We start from the raw sequence: 21134 nt of genomic DNA, 5'->3' as shown, positions 1-21134 counted from the left end.
GCGGGTAGGCCTTCGATGCGCGCGCGTTCGCAGGTCGGGTCAGCCCAGCGCACGCGCCGCCGCCAGCGCGGCGATATCGCGCGGTGCGGTGCGGCAGCAGCCACCGATCAAGCGCGCGCCAGCCGCCAACCAGTGCGCATGCTGGTCGGCCAACGTGAGCGCAGCCCCGTGACCGGCGTGCCAGCGCTTGTCGCTGGCGTCGTAGTGCTCGCCCGAGTTCGGATATACCACCAGCGGCAGCGCAGTCAACGCCGCAAGGCTGTGCAATGCAGCGCTCGCCTGATCCAGTGCAATGCAGTTGATGCCCACCGCAATCACCTGCGCGCAGGCATCCAGCGCCGGCACCACCTGCGCCAGCGGCGTGCCGTCGCTCAGATGCGCCGCATCGCGCAAGGTGAAGGAAAACCAGGCATGCAGCTGCGGAAATTCGTGCTGCAGCAACTGCCGCAGGGCCACGATTTCGCTGGCCGATGGCAGCGTCTCGCAAGCCAGCAGATCCACGCCCGCCTCGGCCAGCGCGGCGATGCGCGGGCGATGGAAATCCATCAACTGCTCGATCGGCAGCACGTAGTCGCCACGATATTCCGAGCCATCGGCCAGATACGCGCCATACGGCCCCACCGAGCCGGCCACCCACAGCGGCGCCGCATACGGGTGCAGGGTCAGATGATCGGCACGCGCCTGCGCCGCCAGCGCCACGCTGCGAGCGATCAACGCCTGCGCTTGCGCAGCATCCAGTCCGCGTGCGGCAAATCCCAGCGGCGTGGCCTGATAACTGGCGGTGATCGCGCATTGCGCACCGGCAGCGAAGTAGTCGCGATGCACCTGATAGATCAGCTCCGGCTGCTCCATCAGCACGCGCGCCGACCACAGCGCATCGTTGAGATCGCAGCCGCGCTGTTCCAGCTCGGTGGCCAGCGCGCCATCCAGCACCACATAGCCATCGTGCTGCAAGGCCTGGCTGAAAGGTGCGTTGGCGCGCGGCTGGCGTGGAAGAATCGTCATGCGTGCAGTCTCCGGGCCGCAAGCCATTGAGTCAGTGCGTAGGCGCCATAGCACAGCGCGACGAACGGAACACCGCACCACAGCGCAATGCGCTGCTGCGGATCAAATGCCAGGCCGATGCAGGCGAGCAGACACAGCGAAAAGCCCAGAATTGGGGTCCATGGGTACCACGGCGCGCGATACGCCAACGTTTCCAGCGCAGCGCCATCGCGCAGCAGTTGGCGACGGAAACGGTAATGCGCCGCGCAGATGCTCAGCCACACCACCACGACCGCGAATCCCGAGACCGCCGAGATCGCAACGAACACCGTCTCTGGCGCATACACGCCGGTGAGCAGCGCCAGCAAGCCGCCCAGCATGCTCAGCGACACGGCACGCAGTGGAATGCCACGGCCGGTCAAGCGCGCCAGGCCACTCGGCAACGTGCCTTCATTGGCCAACGACCACAGCATGCGCGCGGCTGCATACAGACCGGAATTGGCCGCCGACAGGATCGCAGTGAGGATCACCGCGTTCAAGATGTCGGCTGCATATGGAATGCCCAACAGCTCGAAGGCGCGCACGAACGGGCTGGTTTCCACCGCCGCTTGTTTGGCGGGAAGCAGCGCCGCAAGCACCAGCACCGTGCCGACGAACAGCACCACCAGCCGCACCAGCGTGGTGCGGATTGCCAGCGGAATCGCGCGTGCAGGCTGGGCGGTTTCGCCGGCCGCCACACCGATCAACTCGGTGCCGGAAAATGCGAAATTCACCGCCACCATCGTCATCAAGATCGGCAGCGCGCCATGCGCAAACCAGCCCTCGGCGCGCAGATGGCGCAGCCCCGGTGCGGGCGAACCATCGGCCAACGGCAACAGACCGATCACCGCCGCGCCGCCAAGCACGATGAATACCAGGATGGTGACCACCTTGATCAACGAAAACCAGAACTCGCCTTCGGCAAACCAGCGCGCCGAGACTGTATTCAGGGCGAAGATCAGCGCGCAGAACAGCAGGCACCAGGGCCACGCCGGACTGTGCGGAAACCAGTACTGCATGCAGAACGCTGCGGCAGTCAGGCTCGAGCCCAATGCCACCGTCCAGGTCAACCAGTACAACCACGCCACCACGTAGCCGGTCGCCGGGCCGAGGTAACGCGCGGCATACACGTGAAACGCACCGGTTTGCGGCATCGCCACCGCCAGCTCGCCCAGGCATTGCATCACCAGGTACACCACCAGTGCGCCGATCAGATACGCCAGTACCGTGCCAAGCGCGCCGGTGCTGGCAATGATGTACCCGGTGTTGAAAAACAGGCCGGTGCCGATCACGCCGCCCAGCGACAGCATCACCAGATGGCGCACCTGCATGCTGCGCTGGAACTGCGGCGCGGTGGCAGACGACGATTCGGGCATGGGCGCATCTGATCGGGGGGAAGCTTTATCCTGCCACGCGCAGCCAGACGGGCACAGCCGTGCGCGGGCCAGCCGTGGGCGAGGGCCCGCCTCTGACTGGCGGGCGGTGATGCTGCCGATCGGTTCGTTCGCCGTGCCGGTCAGGGATCGAGCCGGCAATAGGCGCCTGGTGTATAGCCGAAGCTCTCGCTCATCGCTTTGCGAAACTCGGCGAACGTGAAGTCGGTCGCCACTCGCATCAACACGCCGGCATAGGCACCGCCGGTTTTGCCGTTGCTGCCGGTGCCCCACTGCACCTGCCAGGTTGCGTAGGTATTACCGTCGTGGGCCTGCGCGCGCTGCAGGTCCACACGCAGGCCTTTGACCAGTTCCATGCCCGAAATCACGCCTTCGCTGTTGGCGTAGTTGGCGGGGACCTGGATCACGGTACCGTCGTTGACATCGCTGCGGCGGATGCCGAGATGGTTGGCGATCTTCGCCGCCAGGTAGTCGTCGAGCACATGCCTGCGGATCGCGTTGCTGGCACTACTGAACGTGCCGGTGCCGTTGTTGGTGTAGGTGGTCATGGAGAAATCCTCTGGTGTTGGGTGGATGACCGGATGGGCGACGGTGCCGGGCCGGTCAGAGCTGGTGCAGGCGTTCGATGAACCGCGTGCGGTCCTCGATGCGCTGGTCGGTGGCGATCAGCGGCCTGCCCTGCCAGGTCGCCTTGCCGACGCGGGCGAGGGCTACCTGGGCATCGGTGAGATCGGCGGCCTTAACCTCCACGCTCTCGGTCAACTGCGCATAGCGGATCAGCAACCGATCACGTGCGATGTAGACCACCTGGCTGGACGTCGCCGTGTCCATATTGATCTCGATCTGCTCCACCAGCGCCGGCAACCGGTGCGATGTCAGCAGTTCGAGGCGATTGACGCTGCAGATGCACGACCAGCCGGCAAACATGCCGTCCTCGGTGAGCAGGGGAGCAAATTGCGGCAGCCAGGCCAGCGAAAAGCAGCTATCGACGATCAGCGCCGGCGTGCGGATGCCGATGGTGACCAGATCCTCGATGAAGCTCGTGACCTTTTCGACACCTGTGCAGTCGTTTAACTTGGTCGGTGCTCCTTGGTTGTCGACATCGCCGTGGCCGCCGCCGATCCACAGCGTGTCGTAATGCAACTGCGGCGTGCCCTGCTCGGTGCGCGGCAAGGCCGCGACGATGGCGTCGCGATCGGGCAGCGTGCCGGCCGGGTGCCGGATCACATGCACGCCCTGGGGGATGGATTTGAGATTCTGCGGCTGGAACGCAAGAATGGACATGGGCAGGCTCGGTTGGCATGGAAGGACGATGCCGCGGCCGCGTCATGCAAAACGCGCGCCGGTGCGACATCGGTGTCCAGCATCGGTGGCGGCGACAGTGCAGTCCATCGGCAAACCCCTGAGATCGGCCTGCCACGCGGAGGATGTTGGCGCTGCACGTCTGTGCTGGCGCCATGCGCGCGTCAGCCGTGCGGTGGTCTTCGATGTGCACGCACGGAGCGCTGCGTCACGCGCATTGCATAACCCCGCCCGATGTCGATCGGCCATCCTGCCAAACGCGCGCAGACCGGCACAGCCATGCGTAGGCGCGCGGTGAAACAGGACCTGCGGCTAACGCTCGGGCGGTTATGCTGCCGATTGGTTTCTGCTGGTCCTCTGACATGCCACACCATTACCTTCCATCTGCGCAAACATCCGTGCACTGCCTGCTTGCCGGGCGCTTGCCCACAAATCTGCCAAGGCCACAGCACGCTGCGTGCGATAACGGTGCTGCGTCCTGCATCGCGGACGGGCGCCTGCTATCTGCACGCGAGGCGCCGTCGAGCGTGCCGGCACTGCCCGGCCGGTCAACGTCAATGCGCCGGAGCGCGGCATGATGCTCGCCGGCATCCACCATGTGGCGATCATCGCCGGCGACTACGCGCGTTCCAAACGGTTCTATTGCCAGATCCTGGGCCTGCGTGTGCTCGACGAGCATTACCGACAGGCGCGCGATTCGTGGAAGCTGGATCTGGCGCTGCCCGATGGCGGACAGATCGAGTTGTTCTCGTTCCCCGCTGCCCCGGCACGCCCCAGCCGCCCTGAAGCCCAAGGGCTGCGCCACCTGGCGTTTCGCGTCGCAGATCTGGACAGCGCGGTTGCGCACCTCAATGCATCCGGCGTGGCCACCGAAGACATCCGCATCGACGAATACACCGGCCGCCGCTTTACCTTTTTTGCAGATCCGGACGAGCTGCCGCTGGAGTTGTACGAGGTCGGCTAGCGCGTATGCCTGACGGAACCGCAGGGCAGCGAGGCACGCGTACCCGTTGAGTCATACGCCGACCTTCGCCTCGCAAAGGTATCGACCGCGTGACTCAAGCGCAGGGACGAGCGGCCGTTATCAAGAGGCTGGCGTCATGTCGCCGCGGTGGCGTCGCAGGCATGGATGCGGCACAGACAACGTACGCCATGCCGGACCTGACGCATGTTTCATTTCATCTTGCGCATCGTTGTAGCCGTGGCGATCGTACTTGCCGGCTGCGGTTTTCTTTTCCCCAAGCGCTATGTCGCGCCAAAACCTGGCGAGCCGTTCGCCACCCTGTCGCTGGCCAAGCCCACCAGGCCCAACCCGATACCCATCGAGCCGGTCCAATACTTCGATGTTTTCGACGATGCCAGCTGCGCAAAGGGTGGCCATGGCGGATTTCTGGGCGCACTGACGCCGCCCGTCAACGGCGTGCTCGGGAAGTTGAGCAACAATCAGTCTCGCGAGGCGTATTCGGTTGTCCCCGACAGACAGCTGTTTTTACGTGCACGAATGGTGCAAACGCTCGACTCGCGTCGTCGGAGCCTGACCACAAACAATTGCACCAACCTGGTGACATTCACGCCCGCGCCTGGCGAGCACTATGTCGCTAGCCAGCTCTATGATGATCAACGCTGCCTGCTTACCGTCATCGACGAAAAGACCGGCCTTGCCCCGGCAGATGTGGAAGTTGTTCCGATTTCAGGCGAGTGCCATGCCGACTAGACGCATCCTGATCACGGCACTGGTCGCGCTTCTGGCCGGTTGTGGGATGACGCGCAGCGCGTCGATTTCCTTGTCGACCTTCGATGAGCCACGCGATGGGCCGCGTGCGCGTATCCGCTTGGTCACCGAACGACCCGCACCCGTGCTTTATCCAAACCGCACATGCGTCGGCGGAGCGATCCGTGGCGCCGGAATTGCGCCAAGCTCGCGGCCCGGTCCATTCGGCACGGGCGCAGGGCAGAAGATAGGGATACCTGCCGTTGCCGTCAGCGGAGGACGCTACGTGACTGAAACGCAGGTCAAGGCAGGCGAGCCGCTCACCCTGTCGCTGTCGGCAGGTGGCTGCATGGACAACCGCTGCGTAGTGAACGCACCGCTATGTACCGTAAGCCGCAGCTTTGTCCCTGAGGCCGGCCAGGATTATGTCGCCACCCTCCTGTTGCAAGGGCAGCAGTGCGAGGTGGAGATGTTCCGCATCGTCACCCAGCAGGGACGAACACGCCTCATGGCCGAGCAGACGGTGGCGGCATCGCGTTGCCCCGTTTCAAACTGAACGCCCTGACTTTCCCGCACCATACCCCACGGTATACATTCGCGATCAGGCCGCCGACGGCGGCCCTAGCAAACCCTGGGAGGGGAACCATGCGCAAGACCTTCAAGACCCTGTTGCTCGCGCTGCCGCTGGCGGCCGCTTCGCTGATGGCCCATGCGGCCGATTCGCCGGTGGGCCGCTGGACGACCATCGACGATGAAACCGGCAAGCCCAAGTCGGTGGTGCAGATCGAGCAGGCCGCCAATGGCACGCTGAGCGGCAAGGTGGTCGAGATCCTGCAGTCGTCCAAGGGACCCAACCCGGTCTGCGACAAGTGCGACGGCGCACTCAAGGGCAAGCCGATCAAGGGCATGACCATCCTGTGGGGCCTCAAGCCCGACGGCACCGCAGTGTGGAGCGGTGGTTCGGTACTCGACCCGGCCAAGGGCAAGACCTACAAGTCCAAGATCACCCTCACCGACGGCGGCAAGAAGCTGCAGATGCGCGGCTACGTCGGCATCGAAGCGCTGGGCCGTACCCAGACGTGGGTGCGTGAGTAATCGGGATTCGAGATTGGTGATTCGGGATTTGCAAGAGCGGGCGTCCTTCGGGGCGCCCTTTTTTGTGCACAGGCGCATTTTGGGGCTTGCCTGCAAGCAGGATCAACGGCTGCCGCTGCTGCAGAGATGGCTAACGCCGCGCGGCTCGACAGGCAGGCGGCTTGATCCTGCTTTGACGAATCCCCAATCCCCAATCCCGGCTCACGACTAATGCGATAATCGCGCGTCCCCCGCATTACGCCCGCCATGACCCGCACCGCACTCGTCACTACTGCCCTGCCCTACGCCAACGGCCCGCTGCATCTTGGCCATCTGGTCGGCTACATCCAGGCCGATATCTGGGTGCGCGCGCGCCGGTTGCGCGGCGACAAGACCTGGTTCGTCTGTGCCGACGACACCCATGGCACGCCGATCATGCTGGCTGCAGAGAAGGCCGGGGTGACCCCGGAAGCCTTCATCGCCAACATCCAGGCCAGCCACGAGCGCGATTTCGCCGCGTTCGGCGTGACCTTCGACCATTACGATTCGACCAATTCGCCGGTCAATCGCGAGCTCACCGAAGCCTTCTACGCCAAGCTGGAGGCCGCCGGCCACATCAGCCGCCGCTCGGTGGCGCAGTTCTACGATACGGCCAAGGGCATGTTCCTGCCGGACCGCTACATCAAGGGCATCTGCCCCAACTGCGGCAGCCCCGACCAGTACGGCGACAACTGCGAAGTGTGCGGCGCCACCTATGCGCCCACCGAGCTGAAGGAACCGAAGTCGGTGATTTCAGGTGCCACCCCGGAACTGCGCGATTCGGAACACTTCTTCTTCGAAGTGGGCCACTTCGACGGCTTCCTGCGCGAGTGGCTTGCCGGCGATGTGGCGCTGCCCGGGGTCAAGGCCAAGCTCAAGGAATGGCTGGATGCCGAGGGCGGCCTGCGCGCCTGGGACATTTCGCGCGATGCGCCGTATTTCGGCTTCCAGATTCCCGGCCAGCCGGGCAAGTATTTCTACGTGTGGCTGGATGCGCCGATCGGCTACCTGTGCAGCTTCAAGACGCTGTGCGCGCAGATGGGCGAGGACTTCGCCTCGCATCTGGTGGCCGGCACCCAGACCGAGTTGCATCACTTCATCGGCAAGGACATCGTCAATTTCCACGGCCTGTTCTGGCCGGCGGTGCTGCACGGCACTGGCCACCGCGCGCCGACCCGCCTGCACGTCAATGGCTACCTGACGGTGGACGGGGCCAAGATGTCCAAGTCGCGCGGCACCTTCGTCATGGCGCGGACCTTCCTGGATGTGGGCCTTGAACCGGAAGCGCTGCGTTACTACTTCGCGGCCAAGTCTTCCGGCGGCGTGGACGACCTGGACCTCAACCTGGGCGATTTCATCGCGCGGGTGAATGCGGACCTGGTCGGCAAGTTCGTCAACCTGGCCAGCCGCTGCGCGGGCTTCATCGGCAAGCGCTTCGACGGCAAGCTGGCTGATGCGCTACCCGATGCCGACCAGTACGACCGCTTCGTCGCCGCGCTGGCGCCGATCCGCGAGGCCTACGAGCGCAACGACGCGGCCAGCGCGATCCGCCAGACCATGGCGCTGGCCGACGAGGCCAACAAGTACATCGACGACACCAAGCCGTGGGTGATCGCCAAGCAGGACGGCGCCGATGCGCAGCTGCAGTCGGTCTGCACGCAGGGCCTGAACCTGTTCCGCATCCTGGTGGCCGCGCTCAAGCCGATCCTGCCGCGCACCTGCGCCGAAGCCGAAGCCTTCCTGTCGGCGCCGATGACCAGTTGGGAAGACGTGGTCCGCCCGCTGACAGCGCACACGATCCAGCCCTACACCGCCCTGTTTACCCGTATCGACCCCAAACTGATCGACGCCATGACCGACGCTTCCAAAGACACGATGGCCGCACCTGCGGCACCGGCTGCAACCACCAAGCCCGCACCGAGCAGGGCCGACGCAAAGCCTGCCGCCGTTGCGAATCCCGAATCCCAAAGCACCAATCCCGGCTTCATCGGCATGGATGACTTTGCCAAGCTCGACCTGCGCATCGGCAAGGTGCTGGTGTGCGAATTCGTGGAAGGCTCGGACAAGTTGCTGCGTTTCGAACTGGACGCCGGTGAACTGGGCAAGCGGCAGATCTTCTCCGGCATTCGCGCCAGCTACGGCGAGCCGGACGCACTGGTCGGCCGCAGCGTGGTGTTCATTGCCAACCTGGCCCCACGCAAGATGCGTTTTGGCATCAGCGAAGGCATGATCTTGTCGGCCGGCTTCGACGGCGGCGCGCTGGCGCTGCTGGATGCCGACAGCGGCGCACAGCCGGGCATGCCGGTCAGGTAATGGGATTGGGGAGTTGGGAGTTGGGAGTTGGGAGTTGGGAATCGGGAATCGTAAAAGCGGAGTCTGCAAGGTCTGCTGATTGCGAGCTTGAGAATCGCCGCACCCGACATCCACACAGCGATTTGCGCTTGAGAGGCTGACAAAACATATTGGAAAACACGAACTGATGAGGGATGCGCGAACAGCGCGCTCTCAAACCCCTCTCCTGCGGGAGAGGGGTTGGGGTGAGGTCGGGGCGAAGCTCTGGTGTGGTTGTCGCTGCACGTGGCTTCGCTCGTACCCTCATCCGCCGCTGCGGGGCACCTTCTCCCCCATGAAGGAGGACAATGTCCCGGTGGGGGAAGGGACATCCGGCACAGCTTCAACCAACTCCAATCCACCATCCACGCCCCAATGCACCTGGCCCTGTTCGACTTCGACCACACCATCACCACCTGCGACAGCTATGGCCGTTTCCTGCGCAAGGTGGCAACGCCGGCGCAGGTTGCCGCGGCCAGATGGCAGGCGGGGCCATGGGTGCTGGGGTTCCGGATGGGCGTGGTGTCTGCCGCCGCACTGCGCGCGCGGGTGACGCGGCTGGTTTTCAGCGGCCGCTCGCTCGATGAGATGGACGCGCATGGCGCCGAGTACGCGCGCACCGCGCTGCCAGGCATGCTGCGCGGCGAGATGATGCAACGTATCGACTGGCATCAGGCGCAGGGACATGAAGTGGTGCTGGTGTCGGCATCGCTGGATCTGTATCTGCAACCGTGGTGTACCCAGCATGGGTTGTCGCTGATCTGCAATCGGCTGGAACACGCTGCAGGTGTGCTGAGCGGGCGCTATGCCGACGGCGATTGCGGGCCGCACAAGGTCGCGCGGATTTGCAGTCAATACGACTTGCATCGGTACGACTGCGTGCACGCCTATGGCGACAGCCGCGAAGACAAACCGATGCTCGCGCTTGCGCAACAACGCTGGTATCGCGGGCATCTGCTGCACTGAAATGGCCGCGACGTCCGCCCCTGCACCCGATCTGGTCGAACGCCTCGACCGCCTGCTGCCGCAGACCCAATGCGGGCAATGCGGGTATGACGGCTGTCGTCCGTACGCGCAGGCGATGGCAGATGGCCAGGCGACGATCGATCACTGCCCGCCCGGCGGCGATGCCGGGGCACGCGCCTTGGCGCAAGTGCTGGGCGTGCCTGCACGTCCCTACGATCGCAGTCGCGGCGCACACAAACTGCCGCAGGTGGCCTGGATCGTGGAAGCCGACTGCATCGGCTGCACCAAATGCATCCAGGCCTGCCCGGTGGATGCCATCGTCGGCGGCGCCAAGCATATGCACACGGTGATCGCACCGTTGTGTACCGGTTGCGAACTGTGTCTGCCGGCGTGCCCGGTGGATTGCATCGAGTTGCATCCGACCGGCTGAGGCGGCGGTCAGCGCGATACCGCGTCCAGTCGATGCCTGCATGCTCATGGATTGGCGCGCAGTCCAGCATGACCACCAGCTGCGAAAGGCAGATTTCGAACTGCGCGACAGGCAGGCGATGCCCCGATCGATCAGTGGCCTGCGCATGCAGGTTGGAAGGCCGGCACCAAGAACATCGACACCGCCGCAAGCGGGTTGGCATTGATCCGAATCTCCGGGTTACAACCGCGTTTGGCTGCGCGCCAGTCGCATGCGCATGCAAGCGTGTGCCACCGACATGTCGATGCGCCACGCTGCGGACCGGTGGCCGCGAGCCACCGCGGACTGCGCGACCTGATCGTGCCGCGCGCGCATGCGCCCACCGTTGGAAACGTTGCACTACGCGCGCGCCGTGGCATATGCCACCACGCTTGCCGTCACTCTCGCTCGCCCATGGCGGCAAGACCACCGGTTGCCACACGAGGCCGTGCCGCTGCAGCACTGTCGCCAACCACTCCCAAGCCAGCCACGCCAGCGCCCACCACCGCGCCGTCAGGAACGTCCTGACGCAGCCGGCGCATCCGTGCTGCGGCCGCGCCCGTATTGGTAGGCACCCCATCGAGGATCTGCCGATGCGTCCACTTGCCGCCACCCTCGCCGCGCTCACCGTCCGTTGCCGGCCGATTCGGCCGTTGTTGCTGCTGGTACTCGGCAGCCTGCCGCTCGGCGCAGGCGCGGTGACGCGGGTGGACGGCGATGCCTTCGATGGCGACAACGGCGCGTTGCGGTATCGCGAGTCGCACTGGTTGCTCGACGATGGCGGGCGGCTGGTGCTGTACCGCTGCCCGGACGGGCGGGCGTTTGCGCGCAAGCAGGTCGACGGCGGCGGCAGCTCGCCTGATTTCAGCCTGATCGATGGACGCGACGGATATCGCGAAGGCGTACGCCAACGCGACGGCGTCCGCGAAATGTACCAGCTCGCCCCGGGCAAACCCGAACGCCGCACCACGCTGCCGTCTGGCGGCGGCGCGCGGGTGATCGATGCCGGGTTCGACGCCTACCTGCGCGAGCAGTGGGACGCCATTGCGCGTGCGCCGCAACAGGTGGACTTCGTGCTGCCCAGCCTGCAGCGGCAGTTGGGCTTCCGGGTCGAACGCCTGGGCGATGCTGCCGGCCAGCGGCGCTTCCGCATCAGCCTGGATGCCTGGTACGGCGCGGCAGTGCCATCGCTGGAGGTGCGTTATTCGCTCGCCGACAAGCGGCTGCTCGAGTTCCGCGGGGTCGGCAATCTGCGCGATGCGAACGGCCGCTATCCGCGCGTGCGCATCGTCTTTCCGGACACCCCCGCGCGGGCGGCCAGTGCCGAGGAATTGCGCGACGCGCGCGAGCAACCGCTGGCCACCTCGTGCAGCGCCCCATGAAACACGCCCGCGCCATCTTCACGTCCGACCACGCGCGCTTGCGTACAACGGCCCGGGCACCCATTCCCCCTACAGGAGCACCGCCGTGGCAAAAGCCTATCTCTGGATCAATGCAGTGCTCTACGTCGTCCTGGCGGTGTGGTGCACGCTCTCTCCGGCCAAGACCGCAACGGCAGTGGGCTATACCCAGCTCTCGCCGGCCGGGCAATCGGAGTATCTGGTCATCTACGGCGGGCTGCAGCTGGGCATGGCGTTCCTGTTCGGCTACTTCGCCTGGATCGACCAAGCCCGCACCGGCCTGGTGGTCGCCCTGGCGTTCTATGTTCCCATCGTGCTGTTCCGCAGCGTCTCGCTCTCGCGCTTGTGGCCGGTCTCCGCACCCACTGTTGCGCTTGCCGGGGTGGAGATCCTGTTGTTGCTCGCCGCGGTGCTGCTGTGGTTCCAGCGCAAGTGAAAGACACGCTCGGCCCAGTCCGGTAGCATCGCCCCCACCTCACCCAACGCCCGACCGCATGAGTGCCATTCCTGGCCACGACGACGATGAGACCGGACGCCTGCTGACCGCCACCGCGGGCGGCGACCGGCATGCTTTCGAAGCGCTGTATCGGCAGACCTCCGCCAAGCTGTTCGGCGTGTGCCTGCGGATGATCCCGCAACGTGCCGAAGCCGAAGAGGTGCTGCAGGACGTGTTCACGCTGATCTGGCACAAGGCCGGGCAGTTCGACCCGAACCGCGCACGCGGGCTCACGTGGCTGGCGATGATCGCGCGCAACAAGGCCATCGACCATCTGCGCGCCAACGCGCCGCAGCGCCGCAACGTGGCGCTGGACGATGCCGGCGAACTGCGATCCAGCGATGCCTCGCCGCTGGATCGCACCGAGCGCGCCAGCACGCGCCGGCGCATCGATCACTGCCTGGCCGAACTGGAACCGCCACGCAGCGAGTTGATTCGCACGGCGTTCTTCGAAGGCATCACCTACGAAGAACTCGCCGCGCGCACCGATACGCCGATCGGCACGGTCAAGAGCTGGATCCGTCGGGGTCTGGCCAAACTCAAGGCATGTCTGGAACGATGAGTACGCCCTTTCCCATCGACCAGGAACCGCCACGCGACGTACTGGCTGGCGAATACGTGCTTGGCCTGTTGAGCGCAGAAGAACGCCTGGCGGCCGAACAACGCATTGCCACCGACGGCCAGTTCGCCCAGGCAGTGCTGCAGTGGCAGGAACTGCTGGCGCCGCTGCTGGAGGAAATCGTGGCGCAGACGCCACCGGATCAGGTGTGGGTACGCGTACGCCAGGCGCTGGGCTTCGATACGCCCTTGCGCGCGGTGCCGTCTGCAGCGCCGGTCAGCACGACCGCGCCCGCGGCCCCGTTGTGGAACAACGTGCGGTTCTGGCGCTGGGCCAGCGTCGGCGGCCTGGCCACTGCCGCGGTCTGCGTGCTCGCCCTGCTCAACGTGCGCACGCCGCCGGCACCGGTGCAGCCGCCGTCAACCGGCGAAGTGGTGCAGACCCCGGTCACCCCGCCTGCGACCAATCCACCTGCCGCGACCGGGATCGCCATGACCTCGACCCTGGCCACCGAAGACGGTCGCCCGGGTTATGTGGCCTTGATGGACGCCGACAAGCACACCATCACGGTGACGCCGCTGGACCGCACCGCCACCGCCGACAAGGTGCCGGAGCTGTGGCTGATCACCCCCGACGGCAAGGCCCATTCGATGGGCACCTTCGACGATCAGCGTGCACGCCGTGCGCAGATTCCCGATCAGTTGATGCCCATGTTGAGCAACGAGGCCATTCTGGCCGTCACGCTGGAGCCGCCGGGCGGCGCGCCCGGTGGCGTTGCCACCGGCACCGTGGTGGCCAAGGGCGGCATCAGCACGCTGGCGATGGCTCCCTGATCCAGCGCGCCTAACCTCGCCTGCGGGCACTCGCAGGCGGGGCTCTGCAAAACAGCCTCATCCGCGCCGGACGTCTCTGGCGCGGGCAATGTGTGCGCAGCTGCGCGATTCATTCGCGACGCCAAGCGAACCCCACCCATGCGTGCGACGATCAAGCGGGCTGGTGCATCTGTTTGCCGGCAGCGTCCGTACTGGGTCACGACTACCTATGGAGAATCACGCGTGCCGAGCACTGGCCTGGACCCTCACGCCGCAGCGCCCCAGCCCGCCACCGCGCCACCGCGTGGCGGCCTGGCCGCACGCGTCGGCAGTCTGCGTCGCTGGGTGGATTCGCAAGCCGACGAGCCCCTGGACGAAGCGCGTGCCGATCGCATCGACTGGCTACGTGCCGTGCCCTTCATCGCCCTGCACCTGGCCTGCCTGGCGGTGTTCTGGGTCGGTGCATCCTGGTTCGCGGTGGGCATGGCGGTGGCGCTGTACGCGCTGCGCATGTTCGCACTCACCGGCTTTTATCACCGCTACTTCTCGCACCGCGCGTTCAAGACGTCGCGCGCACTGCAATTCGTCTTTGCCGCTATCGGGGCCACCTGCGTGCAGCGCGGGCCGTTGTGGTGGGCGGCGCATCATCGCAACCACCATCGGCATACCGACACCGGCCGCGATCCGCATTCACCGGCGCAGCACGGCTTCTGGTGGAGCCATACCGGCTGGTTCCTGACCCCGCGCAATTTCCGCACCGACTGGGAAGTGATCCCCGACCTACGCCGTTTCGCCGAACTGCGCTTTCTGGACCGCTTCGACATCGTGATGCCGGTGCTGCTGGCGCTGGGGCTGTACCTGCTCGGCGACTGGCTGGCAGTGGCTGCGCCCGCGCTGAAGACCAGCGGTGCGCAGTTGCTGGTGTGGGGCTTTGTGATCTCCACCGTGGCGTTGTTCCATGCCACCTTCACCATCAACTCGCTGGCGCATCGTTTCGGCAGCCGGCGCTTCGACACCCGCGACGACAGCCGCAACAACTGGCTGCTGGCGTTGCTCACCTTCGGCGAAGGCTGGCACAACAATCACCATTTCTTTCCCGGCTCGGCGCGCCAGGGACTGCGATGGTGGGAATACGACGCGACCTGGTACGGACTCACCGCGATGTCGTGGGTGGGGCTGGTGTGGGACCTCAAGCCGATGCCGAAACTGCTCACCCAGCGCGCCGAACGGGTGAAACGATGAGCGAGGGCAGGATTGCCGTGGTCGGCAGCGGAATCGCCGGCCTCGGCGCGGCGTGGCTGTTGTCGCGGCGCTACGAGGTGACCCTTTTCGAGGCAGCCGATTATCTGGGCGGGCATACGCACACGCACGACATCGAGCTGGAGGGGCAGCGTTACGCGGTGGATAGCGGTTTCATCGTGTTCAACCCGCAGCATTACCCGCTGCTCACGCGCATGTTCGCCGAGCTGGACGTGGCCGCGCAGCCGACCACGATGAGCTTTTCGGTCCACGACGCGCGCAGCGGGCTCGAATACAACGCCGGCACCTTGAACGGGTTGTTCTGCCAGCGCCGCAACCTGCTCAGCCCGCGCTTCTGGGGCATGCTGGCCGACCTGCGCCGCTTCTATCGCCAGGCACCGGCGGTGCTGCACAGCGACGAGCGTTTCAGCACGCTGGGCGCGTATCTGCAGCGGCACGGCTACTCGGATGCATTCCGCGACCAGCACCTGGTGCCGATGGCGTCCGCGCTGTGGTCCTCGCCTTCGCAGACCATTCTCGAATTCCCCATGGGCCAGTTGATCGGCTTCATGGCCAATCACCACATGCTGCAACTGAGCGGGCGCCCGCAGTGGCAGGTGGTGCGGGGCGGGTCCAACAGCTATGTGCGTGCGCTGCGGCGGCGCTGGCAGGTGATCGAGCGCCTGTCCACGCCGGTCCAGGCAATCCGCCGCACGCCCAATGGCGTGGTGCTGAAGGCCTCGCGTTGCGAGGAACATTTCGACCACGTGGTGCTGGCCTGCCATGCCGACGATGCGCTGGGTTTGCTCAGCGACGCCACGCCGGCCGAACGCCACATCCTCGGTGGCATCACCTACCAGGACAACGACACCGTGCTGCACACCGATGCCAGCGTGCTGCCGCGCGACCGGCGCGCCTGGGCAGCATGGAACGCGCACGTGCCGGCCGACCCGGATGCCGCCTGCACGGTGAGCTACTGGATGAACGCACTGCAGTCGATCGCGTCACCGCAGCCATTCATCGTCAGCCTCAATCGCAATCACGAGATCGACCCGGGCAAGGTGCTGCGGCGCATGCGCTATCGCCACCCGGTGCAGAACGCCGCAGCAGTGGCAGCACAAGCGCGCAAGGCCGAGATCCAGGGTGTGCAACACACCTGGTTCGCCGGGGCCGCATGGGGCTTCGGTTTCCACGAAGACGGCCTGCGCAGCGGCGTGGACGTCGCGCATGGCCTGGGAGTGCATTGGTGATGCAGTTGCTGCGCGACGCCCACCACGACGCGGTGCCGTTGCCCCCTGCCGAGGGCAGCGGCGCCGGTCGCGTGGAGGCGCCGTTGCGCAGCGCGATCTATACCGGCTGGGTGCGGCACCGGCGCTTCATGCCCAAGGCGCTGCACTTTCGCCATCGCCTGTTCCTGATGTACCTGGATCTGTCCGAGCTGGATCAGGTGTTCGCACGACGCTGGTTGTGGTCGGTGGGGCGCGCCAACCTGGCGCAGTTCCGGCGCAGCGACTATCTGGGCGATGCGCGCATTCCGCTGGACCAGGCCGTGCGCGACTGCGTGCAGACGCACACCGGCGAGCGCCCCGAGGGCGCGATCCGGCTGCTGACCCATCTGCGTTACTTCGGCCACGTGTTCAACCCGGTCAGCTTCTACTATTGCTTCGATCGCCACGACGGCCTGCGCTGGATCGTGGCCGAAATCACCAACACCCCCTGGCAGCAGCGCCACACCTACGTGCTGCCGGTCGCGCAGGCGCGCACGCATCGCGACGTGCATGCGTGGCGCTTCGACAAGCGCTTCCACGTTTCGCCGTTCATGGGCATGCAACACCGCTACGACTGGCGCTTCAGCGTGCCGGATGCGCAGTTGCGCGTGCACATGGATGTGCTGGACGCCGTTGGCGACGATGCTGGCGGTGCCCTCGACAACAGCGGCACGCGCCGCTTCGACGCCACCCTGGTACTGCAACGTCAACCGCTCACCGCGCGCAACCTGGCGCGCACGTTGCTGGCTTATCCGTTGATGACGGTGTGGGTGGTGATTGCCATCCACTGGCAGGCCTTGCGCCTGTGGCTGCGCGGCAACCCCGTCCACGACCACCCTCACCCGCCTGTGCGAGAACCCCGATGAACGCCACGTCCCTGCCCGATCACGCTGCGCCGCGCGCGGCTTCCTGGACGGACCGCCTGCTGCGCAAGCGCCTGCTGGCCACGCTTGGGCAATTGCGTGACGGGCAGCTGCAGCTGCATGAAGCCGGCACCGTCACCACGCTTGGCACGGCCACGGGCGCGCAGGCCTTGCAGATGCAGCTGCGCGTGATCGACCCCGGCTTTTATCGCCAGGCGGCGCTCAACGGCAGTGTCGGTGCAGGCGAGTCGTATATGGACGGGCAGTGGCAGTGCGACGACCTGGTGGCGTTGATGCGGCTGCTGCTGCGCAACCGCGAGCGGCTGGACGCGATGGAGACCGGCACCGCACGTCTGGGCGGCTGGGCCATGCGCAGCCTGCATGCGTTTGCGCGCAATACCCGCAGCGGCAGCCGGCGCAATATCGCCGCGCACTACGACCTGGGCAACCCGCTGTTCAAGCTGTTCCTGGATGAAAACCTGATGTACTCGTCGGCGATCTTTGTCGACGGCGAAGAGGCGCAGGGGGAGGCGGCACTGGAGCGCGCGGCGACCCGCAAGCTCGAACGCATCTGCCAGAAACTGCGCCTGGCGCCGCACCATCATGTGCTGGAGATCGGCACCGGCTGGGGCGGCTTTGCGCTGCACGCCGCACGCGAACACGGCTGCCGCGTCACCACCACCACCATTTCGCGCGAGCAGTTCGAACTGGCCAACCAACGCATCGCCGCGGCAGGCCTGAGCGATCGGGTGACGGTGCTGTTGCACGACTACCGCGACCTGGAAGGCCGCTTCGACCGCGTGGTCTCGATCGAGATGATCGAAGCCATCGGCCACCAGTATCTGGACACCTACTTCGCCAAGGTCGGCAGCCTGCTGGCCGACGATGGCGAAGCGCTGATCCAGGCCATCACCATCGAAGACCACCGCTACAAGCAGGCGCTGCACTCGGTGGACTTCATCAAACGGCATATCTTCCCGGGCAGCTTCATTCCTTCGGTTGCGGCGATGACCGGCGCGATCGCGCGCGCCAGCGATCTGCGCCTGTTCAATCTGGAAGACATCGGCCCGAGCTATGCGCTGACCTTGCGCGCGTGGCGCCAGCGCTTCATGGCGCAGTTGCCGCAGGTGCGTGCGCTGGGCTACGACGAGCGCTTCATCCGCATGTGGGAGTTCTATCTGGCCTATTGCGAGGCCGGCTTTCTGGAACGCTCGATCGGCGATGTGCATTTGTGGCTGAGCAAACCCGCTGCACGCCCGCCGCAGTTCGTGCCTGGCCTCACTGCCGGCGCATGAAGCAGCTCGGCAACTACCTCGGCCTGCAGGTGCTGTGGCTGGTCGCGGTCGGTTCCGCTGCGCATGCGCGCATCTGGCCGACGCTGCTGGCGCTGGCGGTCTTCGCGCTTTACCAGCTGTGGCCTTCGCGACGCGCGCCCGGCGACGTGCAGTTGATGGTGGCGGCCTTGTCGCTGGGATTGCTGCTGGACACCACGCTGGCAGCGGGCAATTGGGTGCGCTACGCCGCGCCGTGGCCGGGCAGCCTGCTGGCGCCGCCGTGGATCCTGGCGTTGTGGCTGGGCTTTGCGCTCACCCTCAACCATTCGCTGGCCACGGCAATGCAGCGGCCGTGGCTGGCGGTGCTGCTGGGCGCGATCTTCGGGCCGTTTTCGTACTGGCTGGCGCAACGCAGCTGGCACGCGGTGGAATTTCAATCGCCTTACCTGCATGCCGTGCTTGCCGTGGGCATCGGCTGGGGCGTGGCCTGCGGCGTGTTGTCGCTATATGCACGCCGGCTGGCGCGACCATTACCCGATGACCCCACTGGAGAACTGCAATGAATGCCTGGCCGCTGCTGCATGTGGGCGTGTTCGCAAGCGTGGTGATGGTGATCGGCTGGCTGTGGCAGCGTCGCAGCGGCAACGCCGGCCCGGTCGATGTGTTGTGGGCGGGCTGCCTGGCGGTGGCTGCGCCGTACTGTGCGTGGATGTCCGAGGGCGCACTGCTGCCGCGCGTGCTGGTGGCGGTGCTCGGGGGCGTGTGGGGGGCGCGTCTGGCGCTGCACCTGGGCGTGCGCGTCTTCGGCGACCCGCATGAAGACGGCCGGTACCGCGCGTTGCGCGAACATTGGAACGGCAGCCAGAGCAAGTTCCTCGGTTTTTTCCTGGCACAGGCCGGGGTGGTGGTGCTGTTCGCGGTGCCGTTCCTGGCCGCGGCGAGCAACCCAAACGCGGAATGGAGCGCATGGACAGGCATCGCGATCGTCGTGTGGTTGATCGCGGTCGGTGGCGAGGCGTTGGCGGACCGGCAGTTGTCGGCGCACAAGGCCAACCCGGCCAATCGCGGCAAGACCTGTCGCGCCGGGCTGTGGCGTTATTCGCGTCACCCCAATTATTTTTTCGAGTTCGTGCACTGGTTCGCGTATCTGGCGCTGGCCGTCGGTGCCGGCCCGTGGCCGGTGGCGCTGTGCGCGCTTGGGCCGGTGGTGATGTTCGTGTTTCTGTATCGCTTCACCGGCATTCCTTACACCGAGCAGCAGGCGCTGCGCTCGCGTGGCGAGGACTATGCCCGGTACCAGCGCAGCACCAGCGCGTTCTTTCCGCTTCCCCCTTCGTCCTGATTTGCCTGGAGAGTTGCATGTCTACCGTTATCGTCCCGCCCTCCGCGCAGCCCGAAGAAGCCTTCGCCACGCGGCTCGCCGAATCCGGTGTGCTGCCCGACGCCGTCTTGCGCCACGGCATCCGTCGCCTGTGCGCGCAGCGCCTGCGCGATGAGCGCGGCAACGATGCCGATGCCAACGGCGAGCGGCAACGCGCCTTCATCGACAGCCTGCGGGCCAGCGCGATCGCGATCGAAACCGATGCGGCCAATCGCCAGCATTACGAATTGCCGCCGCAGTTCTTCACCCTGTGCCTGGGCCGCCGGCTCAAGTACAGCAGCTGCTACTGGGATGCCACCACGCCCAATCTGGATGCCGCCGAAGAACGCATGCTGGCGCTGTACGGCGAGCGCGCCGAACTGGCCGATGGTCAACGCATCCTGGAACTGGGCTGCGGCTGGGGCTCGTTGACCCTATGGATGGCCGAGCGCTATCCGAACGCCAGCATCACGGCGGTGTCCAACTCGCGCCCGCAGCGCGCGCATATCCTGGAGCAGTGCCGCGTGCGCGGGCTGAGCAACGTGCAGGTGATCACTGCCGACGTCAACGCGCTGACCCTGCCACCGGGCGACTTCGATCGCGTGGTGTCAGTGGAAATGTTCGAGCACATGCGCAACTACCGCGACCTGCTCGCACGCGTCGGCAGCTGGCTGGCACCGGGCGGCAAGCTGTTCGTGCACATTTTTTGCCACCGCGATCTGGCCTACCCGTTCGAAGTGGTCGGCGAAGACAACTGGATGGGCCGGCATTTTTTCACCGGCGGGCTGATGCCGGCGGCCGATACCCTGCTGCACTTCCAGCAGGATGTGGTGATCGAACAACGTTGGCTGCTGTCGGGCGAGCATTACGAGAAGACCGCCAACGCCTGGCTGGAAAACCAGGACCGCCACCGCGACCAGATCATGCCGCTGTTGAAGCAGACCTACGGCGACGACGCGCAGCGTTGGTGGCAGCGCTGGCGGATGTTCTGGCTGGCCTGCGCGGAATTGTTCGGCTACGACCACGGCCGCGAGTGGGGCGTGGCGCATTACCGCTTCGTCAAACGTTGATTGCACCGCCGGCAGCCGTTGCGAACATGACTGCCGGCCACCATGCACCGCGCGTGCTTGCGCGCACTGCGACAACCGCGCAGCAGTCACCTGGTTGCGCTGAAGCGCTGCGTGCCATCGCGCGCACCGCTTCAAGCGCCGCACCCAGTGGCGCGATCAGCCCGCCGCAGCGGTCACCACGATTTCCACTTTCCACTCCGGCCGCGCCAACTTGGCTTCAACGGTGGCGCGGGCAGGCGTGAAGCCGTGCGGCACCCACTCGTCCCAGGCCTTGTTCATGCCATCGAAATCGGCGATGTCGGCGAGGAAGATCTCCGCACGCAGGATCTTGGTCTTGTCGCTGGCCGCCAGCGCCAGCAGCTTGTCGATCTCGCCCAGCACCTGGCGGGTCTGCCCGGTGATGTCCTGGCTGGTGTCCTCGGCAATCTGGCCAGCCAGGTAACACACGCCGGCATGGACGGTCATTTCGGACATACGCGGACCCGCATCGAATCGCTGCAGCATT

General features: G+C 65.9%; 23 protein-coding genes. 18 read left to right on the top strand and 5 right to left on the bottom strand.

Going from position 1 to position 21134, the window contains the following annotated elements:
- Positions 1-39: 39 nt before the first annotated feature.
- From mmuM to HLH45_RS11785, 4 genes are all read right to left on the bottom strand, one after another.
- Positions 40-1005, bottom strand: coding sequence for a homocysteine S-methyltransferase (mmuM, locus tag HLH45_RS11800; RefSeq protein WP_008578257.1), 966 nt, complete (start codon positions 1003-1005; stop codon positions 40-42).
- Complete coding sequence (mmuP, locus tag HLH45_RS11795) at positions 1002-2399, bottom strand: S-methylmethionine permease (protein ID WP_008578256.1); 1398 nt, start codon at positions 2397-2399, stop codon at positions 1002-1004. The genes mmuM and mmuP overlap by 4 nt, the downstream gene beginning before the upstream one ends.
- Positions 2400-2539: 140 nt before the next feature.
- The gene (locus tag HLH45_RS11790) at positions 2540-2965 is read right to left on the bottom strand and encodes a hypothetical protein (RefSeq protein ID WP_008578255.1); all 426 of its coding nucleotides are present in this window, start codon (positions 2963-2965) and stop codon (positions 2540-2542) included.
- Positions 2966-3020: 55 nt separating this feature from the next.
- Positions 3021-3701: a hypothetical protein gene (locus HLH45_RS11785; RefSeq protein WP_008578254.1), complete on the bottom strand. Its 681-nt coding sequence runs from the start codon at positions 3699-3701 to the stop codon at positions 3021-3023.
- A 592-nt stretch (positions 3702-4293) separates the two neighbouring features.
- Between HLH45_RS11785 and gloA2 the strand changes: the two genes are divergently transcribed.
- The 18 genes from gloA2 to HLH45_RS11695 all read left to right on the top strand — a co-directional run bounded on the left by gloA2 (position 4294) and on the right by HLH45_RS11695 (position 20629).
- The gene (gloA2, locus tag HLH45_RS11780; RefSeq protein ID WP_008578253.1) at positions 4294-4683 is read left to right on the top strand and encodes an SMU1112c/YaeR family gloxylase I-like metalloprotein; all 390 of its coding nucleotides are present in this window, start codon (positions 4294-4296) and stop codon (positions 4681-4683) included.
- A gap of 204 nt (positions 4684-4887) precedes the next feature.
- Positions 4888-5433, top strand: coding sequence for a hypothetical protein (locus tag HLH45_RS11775; RefSeq protein ID WP_008578252.1), 546 nt, complete (start codon positions 4888-4890; stop codon positions 5431-5433).
- Positions 5423-5986 (top strand): hypothetical protein, encoded by a 564-nt coding sequence (locus HLH45_RS11770; protein WP_033479576.1) that lies wholly within the window; start codon positions 5423-5425, stop codon positions 5984-5986. The genes HLH45_RS11775 and HLH45_RS11770 overlap by 11 nt, the downstream gene beginning before the upstream one ends.
- 89 nt (positions 5987-6075) lie before the next feature.
- Positions 6076-6525 (top strand): DUF2147 domain-containing protein, encoded by a 450-nt coding sequence (locus HLH45_RS11765; protein WP_003485424.1) that lies wholly within the window; start codon positions 6076-6078, stop codon positions 6523-6525.
- 246 nt (positions 6526-6771) lie between these two features.
- On the top strand, positions 6772-8856 hold the full coding sequence (gene metG, locus HLH45_RS11760) for a methionine--tRNA ligase (protein WP_008578250.1): 2085 nt from the start codon (positions 6772-6774) through the stop codon (positions 8854-8856).
- Between the two features lie 393 nt (positions 8857-9249).
- Entirely contained in the window at positions 9250-9840 is a 591-nt protein-coding gene (locus tag HLH45_RS11755) for an HAD family hydrolase (RefSeq protein ID WP_008578249.1), read from the top strand.
- 1 nt (position 9841) lies between these two features.
- Complete coding sequence (gene rnfB / locus HLH45_RS11750) at positions 9842-10270, top strand: Rnf electron transport complex subunit RnfB (RefSeq protein ID WP_008578248.1); 429 nt, start codon at positions 9842-9844, stop codon at positions 10268-10270.
- A gap of 611 nt (positions 10271-10881) precedes the next feature.
- Positions 10882-11670, top strand: a complete 789-nt coding sequence (locus HLH45_RS11745) for a hypothetical protein (protein ID WP_033479578.1) — start codon at positions 10882-10884, stop codon at positions 11668-11670.
- 85 nt (positions 11671-11755) lie between these two features.
- On the top strand, positions 11756-12124 hold the full coding sequence (locus tag HLH45_RS11740; protein WP_008578245.1) for a hypothetical protein: 369 nt from the start codon (positions 11756-11758) through the stop codon (positions 12122-12124).
- A gap of 58 nt (positions 12125-12182) precedes the next feature.
- Entirely contained in the window at positions 12183-12746 is a 564-nt protein-coding gene (locus tag HLH45_RS11735; RefSeq protein WP_008578244.1) for a sigma-70 family RNA polymerase sigma factor, read from the top strand.
- On the top strand, positions 12743-13576 hold the full coding sequence (locus tag HLH45_RS11730; RefSeq protein WP_008578243.1) for an anti-sigma factor: 834 nt from the start codon (positions 12743-12745) through the stop codon (positions 13574-13576). Before HLH45_RS11735 ends, HLH45_RS11730 begins: the two co-directional genes overlap by 4 nt.
- A 222-nt stretch (positions 13577-13798) precedes the next feature.
- Positions 13799-14797, top strand: coding sequence for an acyl-CoA desaturase (locus HLH45_RS11725; RefSeq protein ID WP_008578242.1), 999 nt, complete (start codon positions 13799-13801; stop codon positions 14795-14797).
- On the top strand, positions 14794-16044 hold the full coding sequence (locus HLH45_RS11720; RefSeq protein WP_008578241.1) for an NAD(P)/FAD-dependent oxidoreductase: 1251 nt from the start codon (positions 14794-14796) through the stop codon (positions 16042-16044). The genes HLH45_RS11725 and HLH45_RS11720 overlap by 4 nt, the downstream gene beginning before the upstream one ends.
- Positions 16044-16928: a DUF1365 domain-containing protein gene (locus HLH45_RS11715; protein WP_008578240.1), complete on the top strand. Its 885-nt coding sequence runs from the start codon at positions 16044-16046 to the stop codon at positions 16926-16928. The genes HLH45_RS11720 and HLH45_RS11715 overlap by 1 nt, the downstream gene beginning before the upstream one ends.
- Entirely contained in the window at positions 16925-18220 is a 1296-nt protein-coding gene (locus HLH45_RS11710; protein ID WP_008578239.1) for an SAM-dependent methyltransferase, read from the top strand. The genes HLH45_RS11715 and HLH45_RS11710 overlap by 4 nt, the downstream gene beginning before the upstream one ends.
- Positions 18217-18762, top strand: coding sequence for a DUF2878 domain-containing protein (locus tag HLH45_RS11705; RefSeq protein WP_008578238.1), 546 nt, complete (start codon positions 18217-18219; stop codon positions 18760-18762). The genes HLH45_RS11710 and HLH45_RS11705 overlap by 4 nt, the downstream gene beginning before the upstream one ends.
- Positions 18759-19541 carry a DUF1295 domain-containing protein gene (locus HLH45_RS11700; RefSeq protein ID WP_008578237.1) on the top strand — a complete coding sequence of 261 codons (783 nt, stop codon included), beginning with the start codon at positions 18759-18761 and terminating at the stop codon, positions 19539-19541. The genes HLH45_RS11705 and HLH45_RS11700 overlap by 4 nt, the downstream gene beginning before the upstream one ends.
- A gap of 17 nt (positions 19542-19558) precedes the next feature.
- Complete coding sequence (locus HLH45_RS11695; protein ID WP_008578236.1) at positions 19559-20629, top strand: SAM-dependent methyltransferase; 1071 nt, start codon at positions 19559-19561, stop codon at positions 20627-20629.
- Positions 20630-20785: 156 nt separating this feature from the next.
- Here HLH45_RS11695 and HLH45_RS11690 read toward each other — a convergent pair whose 3' ends face one another.
- On the bottom strand, positions 20786-21133 hold the full coding sequence (locus HLH45_RS11690) for a RidA family protein (RefSeq protein ID WP_008578235.1): 348 nt from the start codon (positions 21131-21133) through the stop codon (positions 20786-20788).
- Position 21134 lies beyond the last annotated feature (1 nt).

Source organism: Xanthomonas euvesicatoria (genome assembly GCF_013112235.1).
Classification (GTDB): domain Bacteria; phylum Pseudomonadota; class Gammaproteobacteria; order Xanthomonadales; family Xanthomonadaceae; genus Xanthomonas; species Xanthomonas euvesicatoria.
This window is presented reverse-complemented; position numbering and strand designations above follow the sequence as displayed.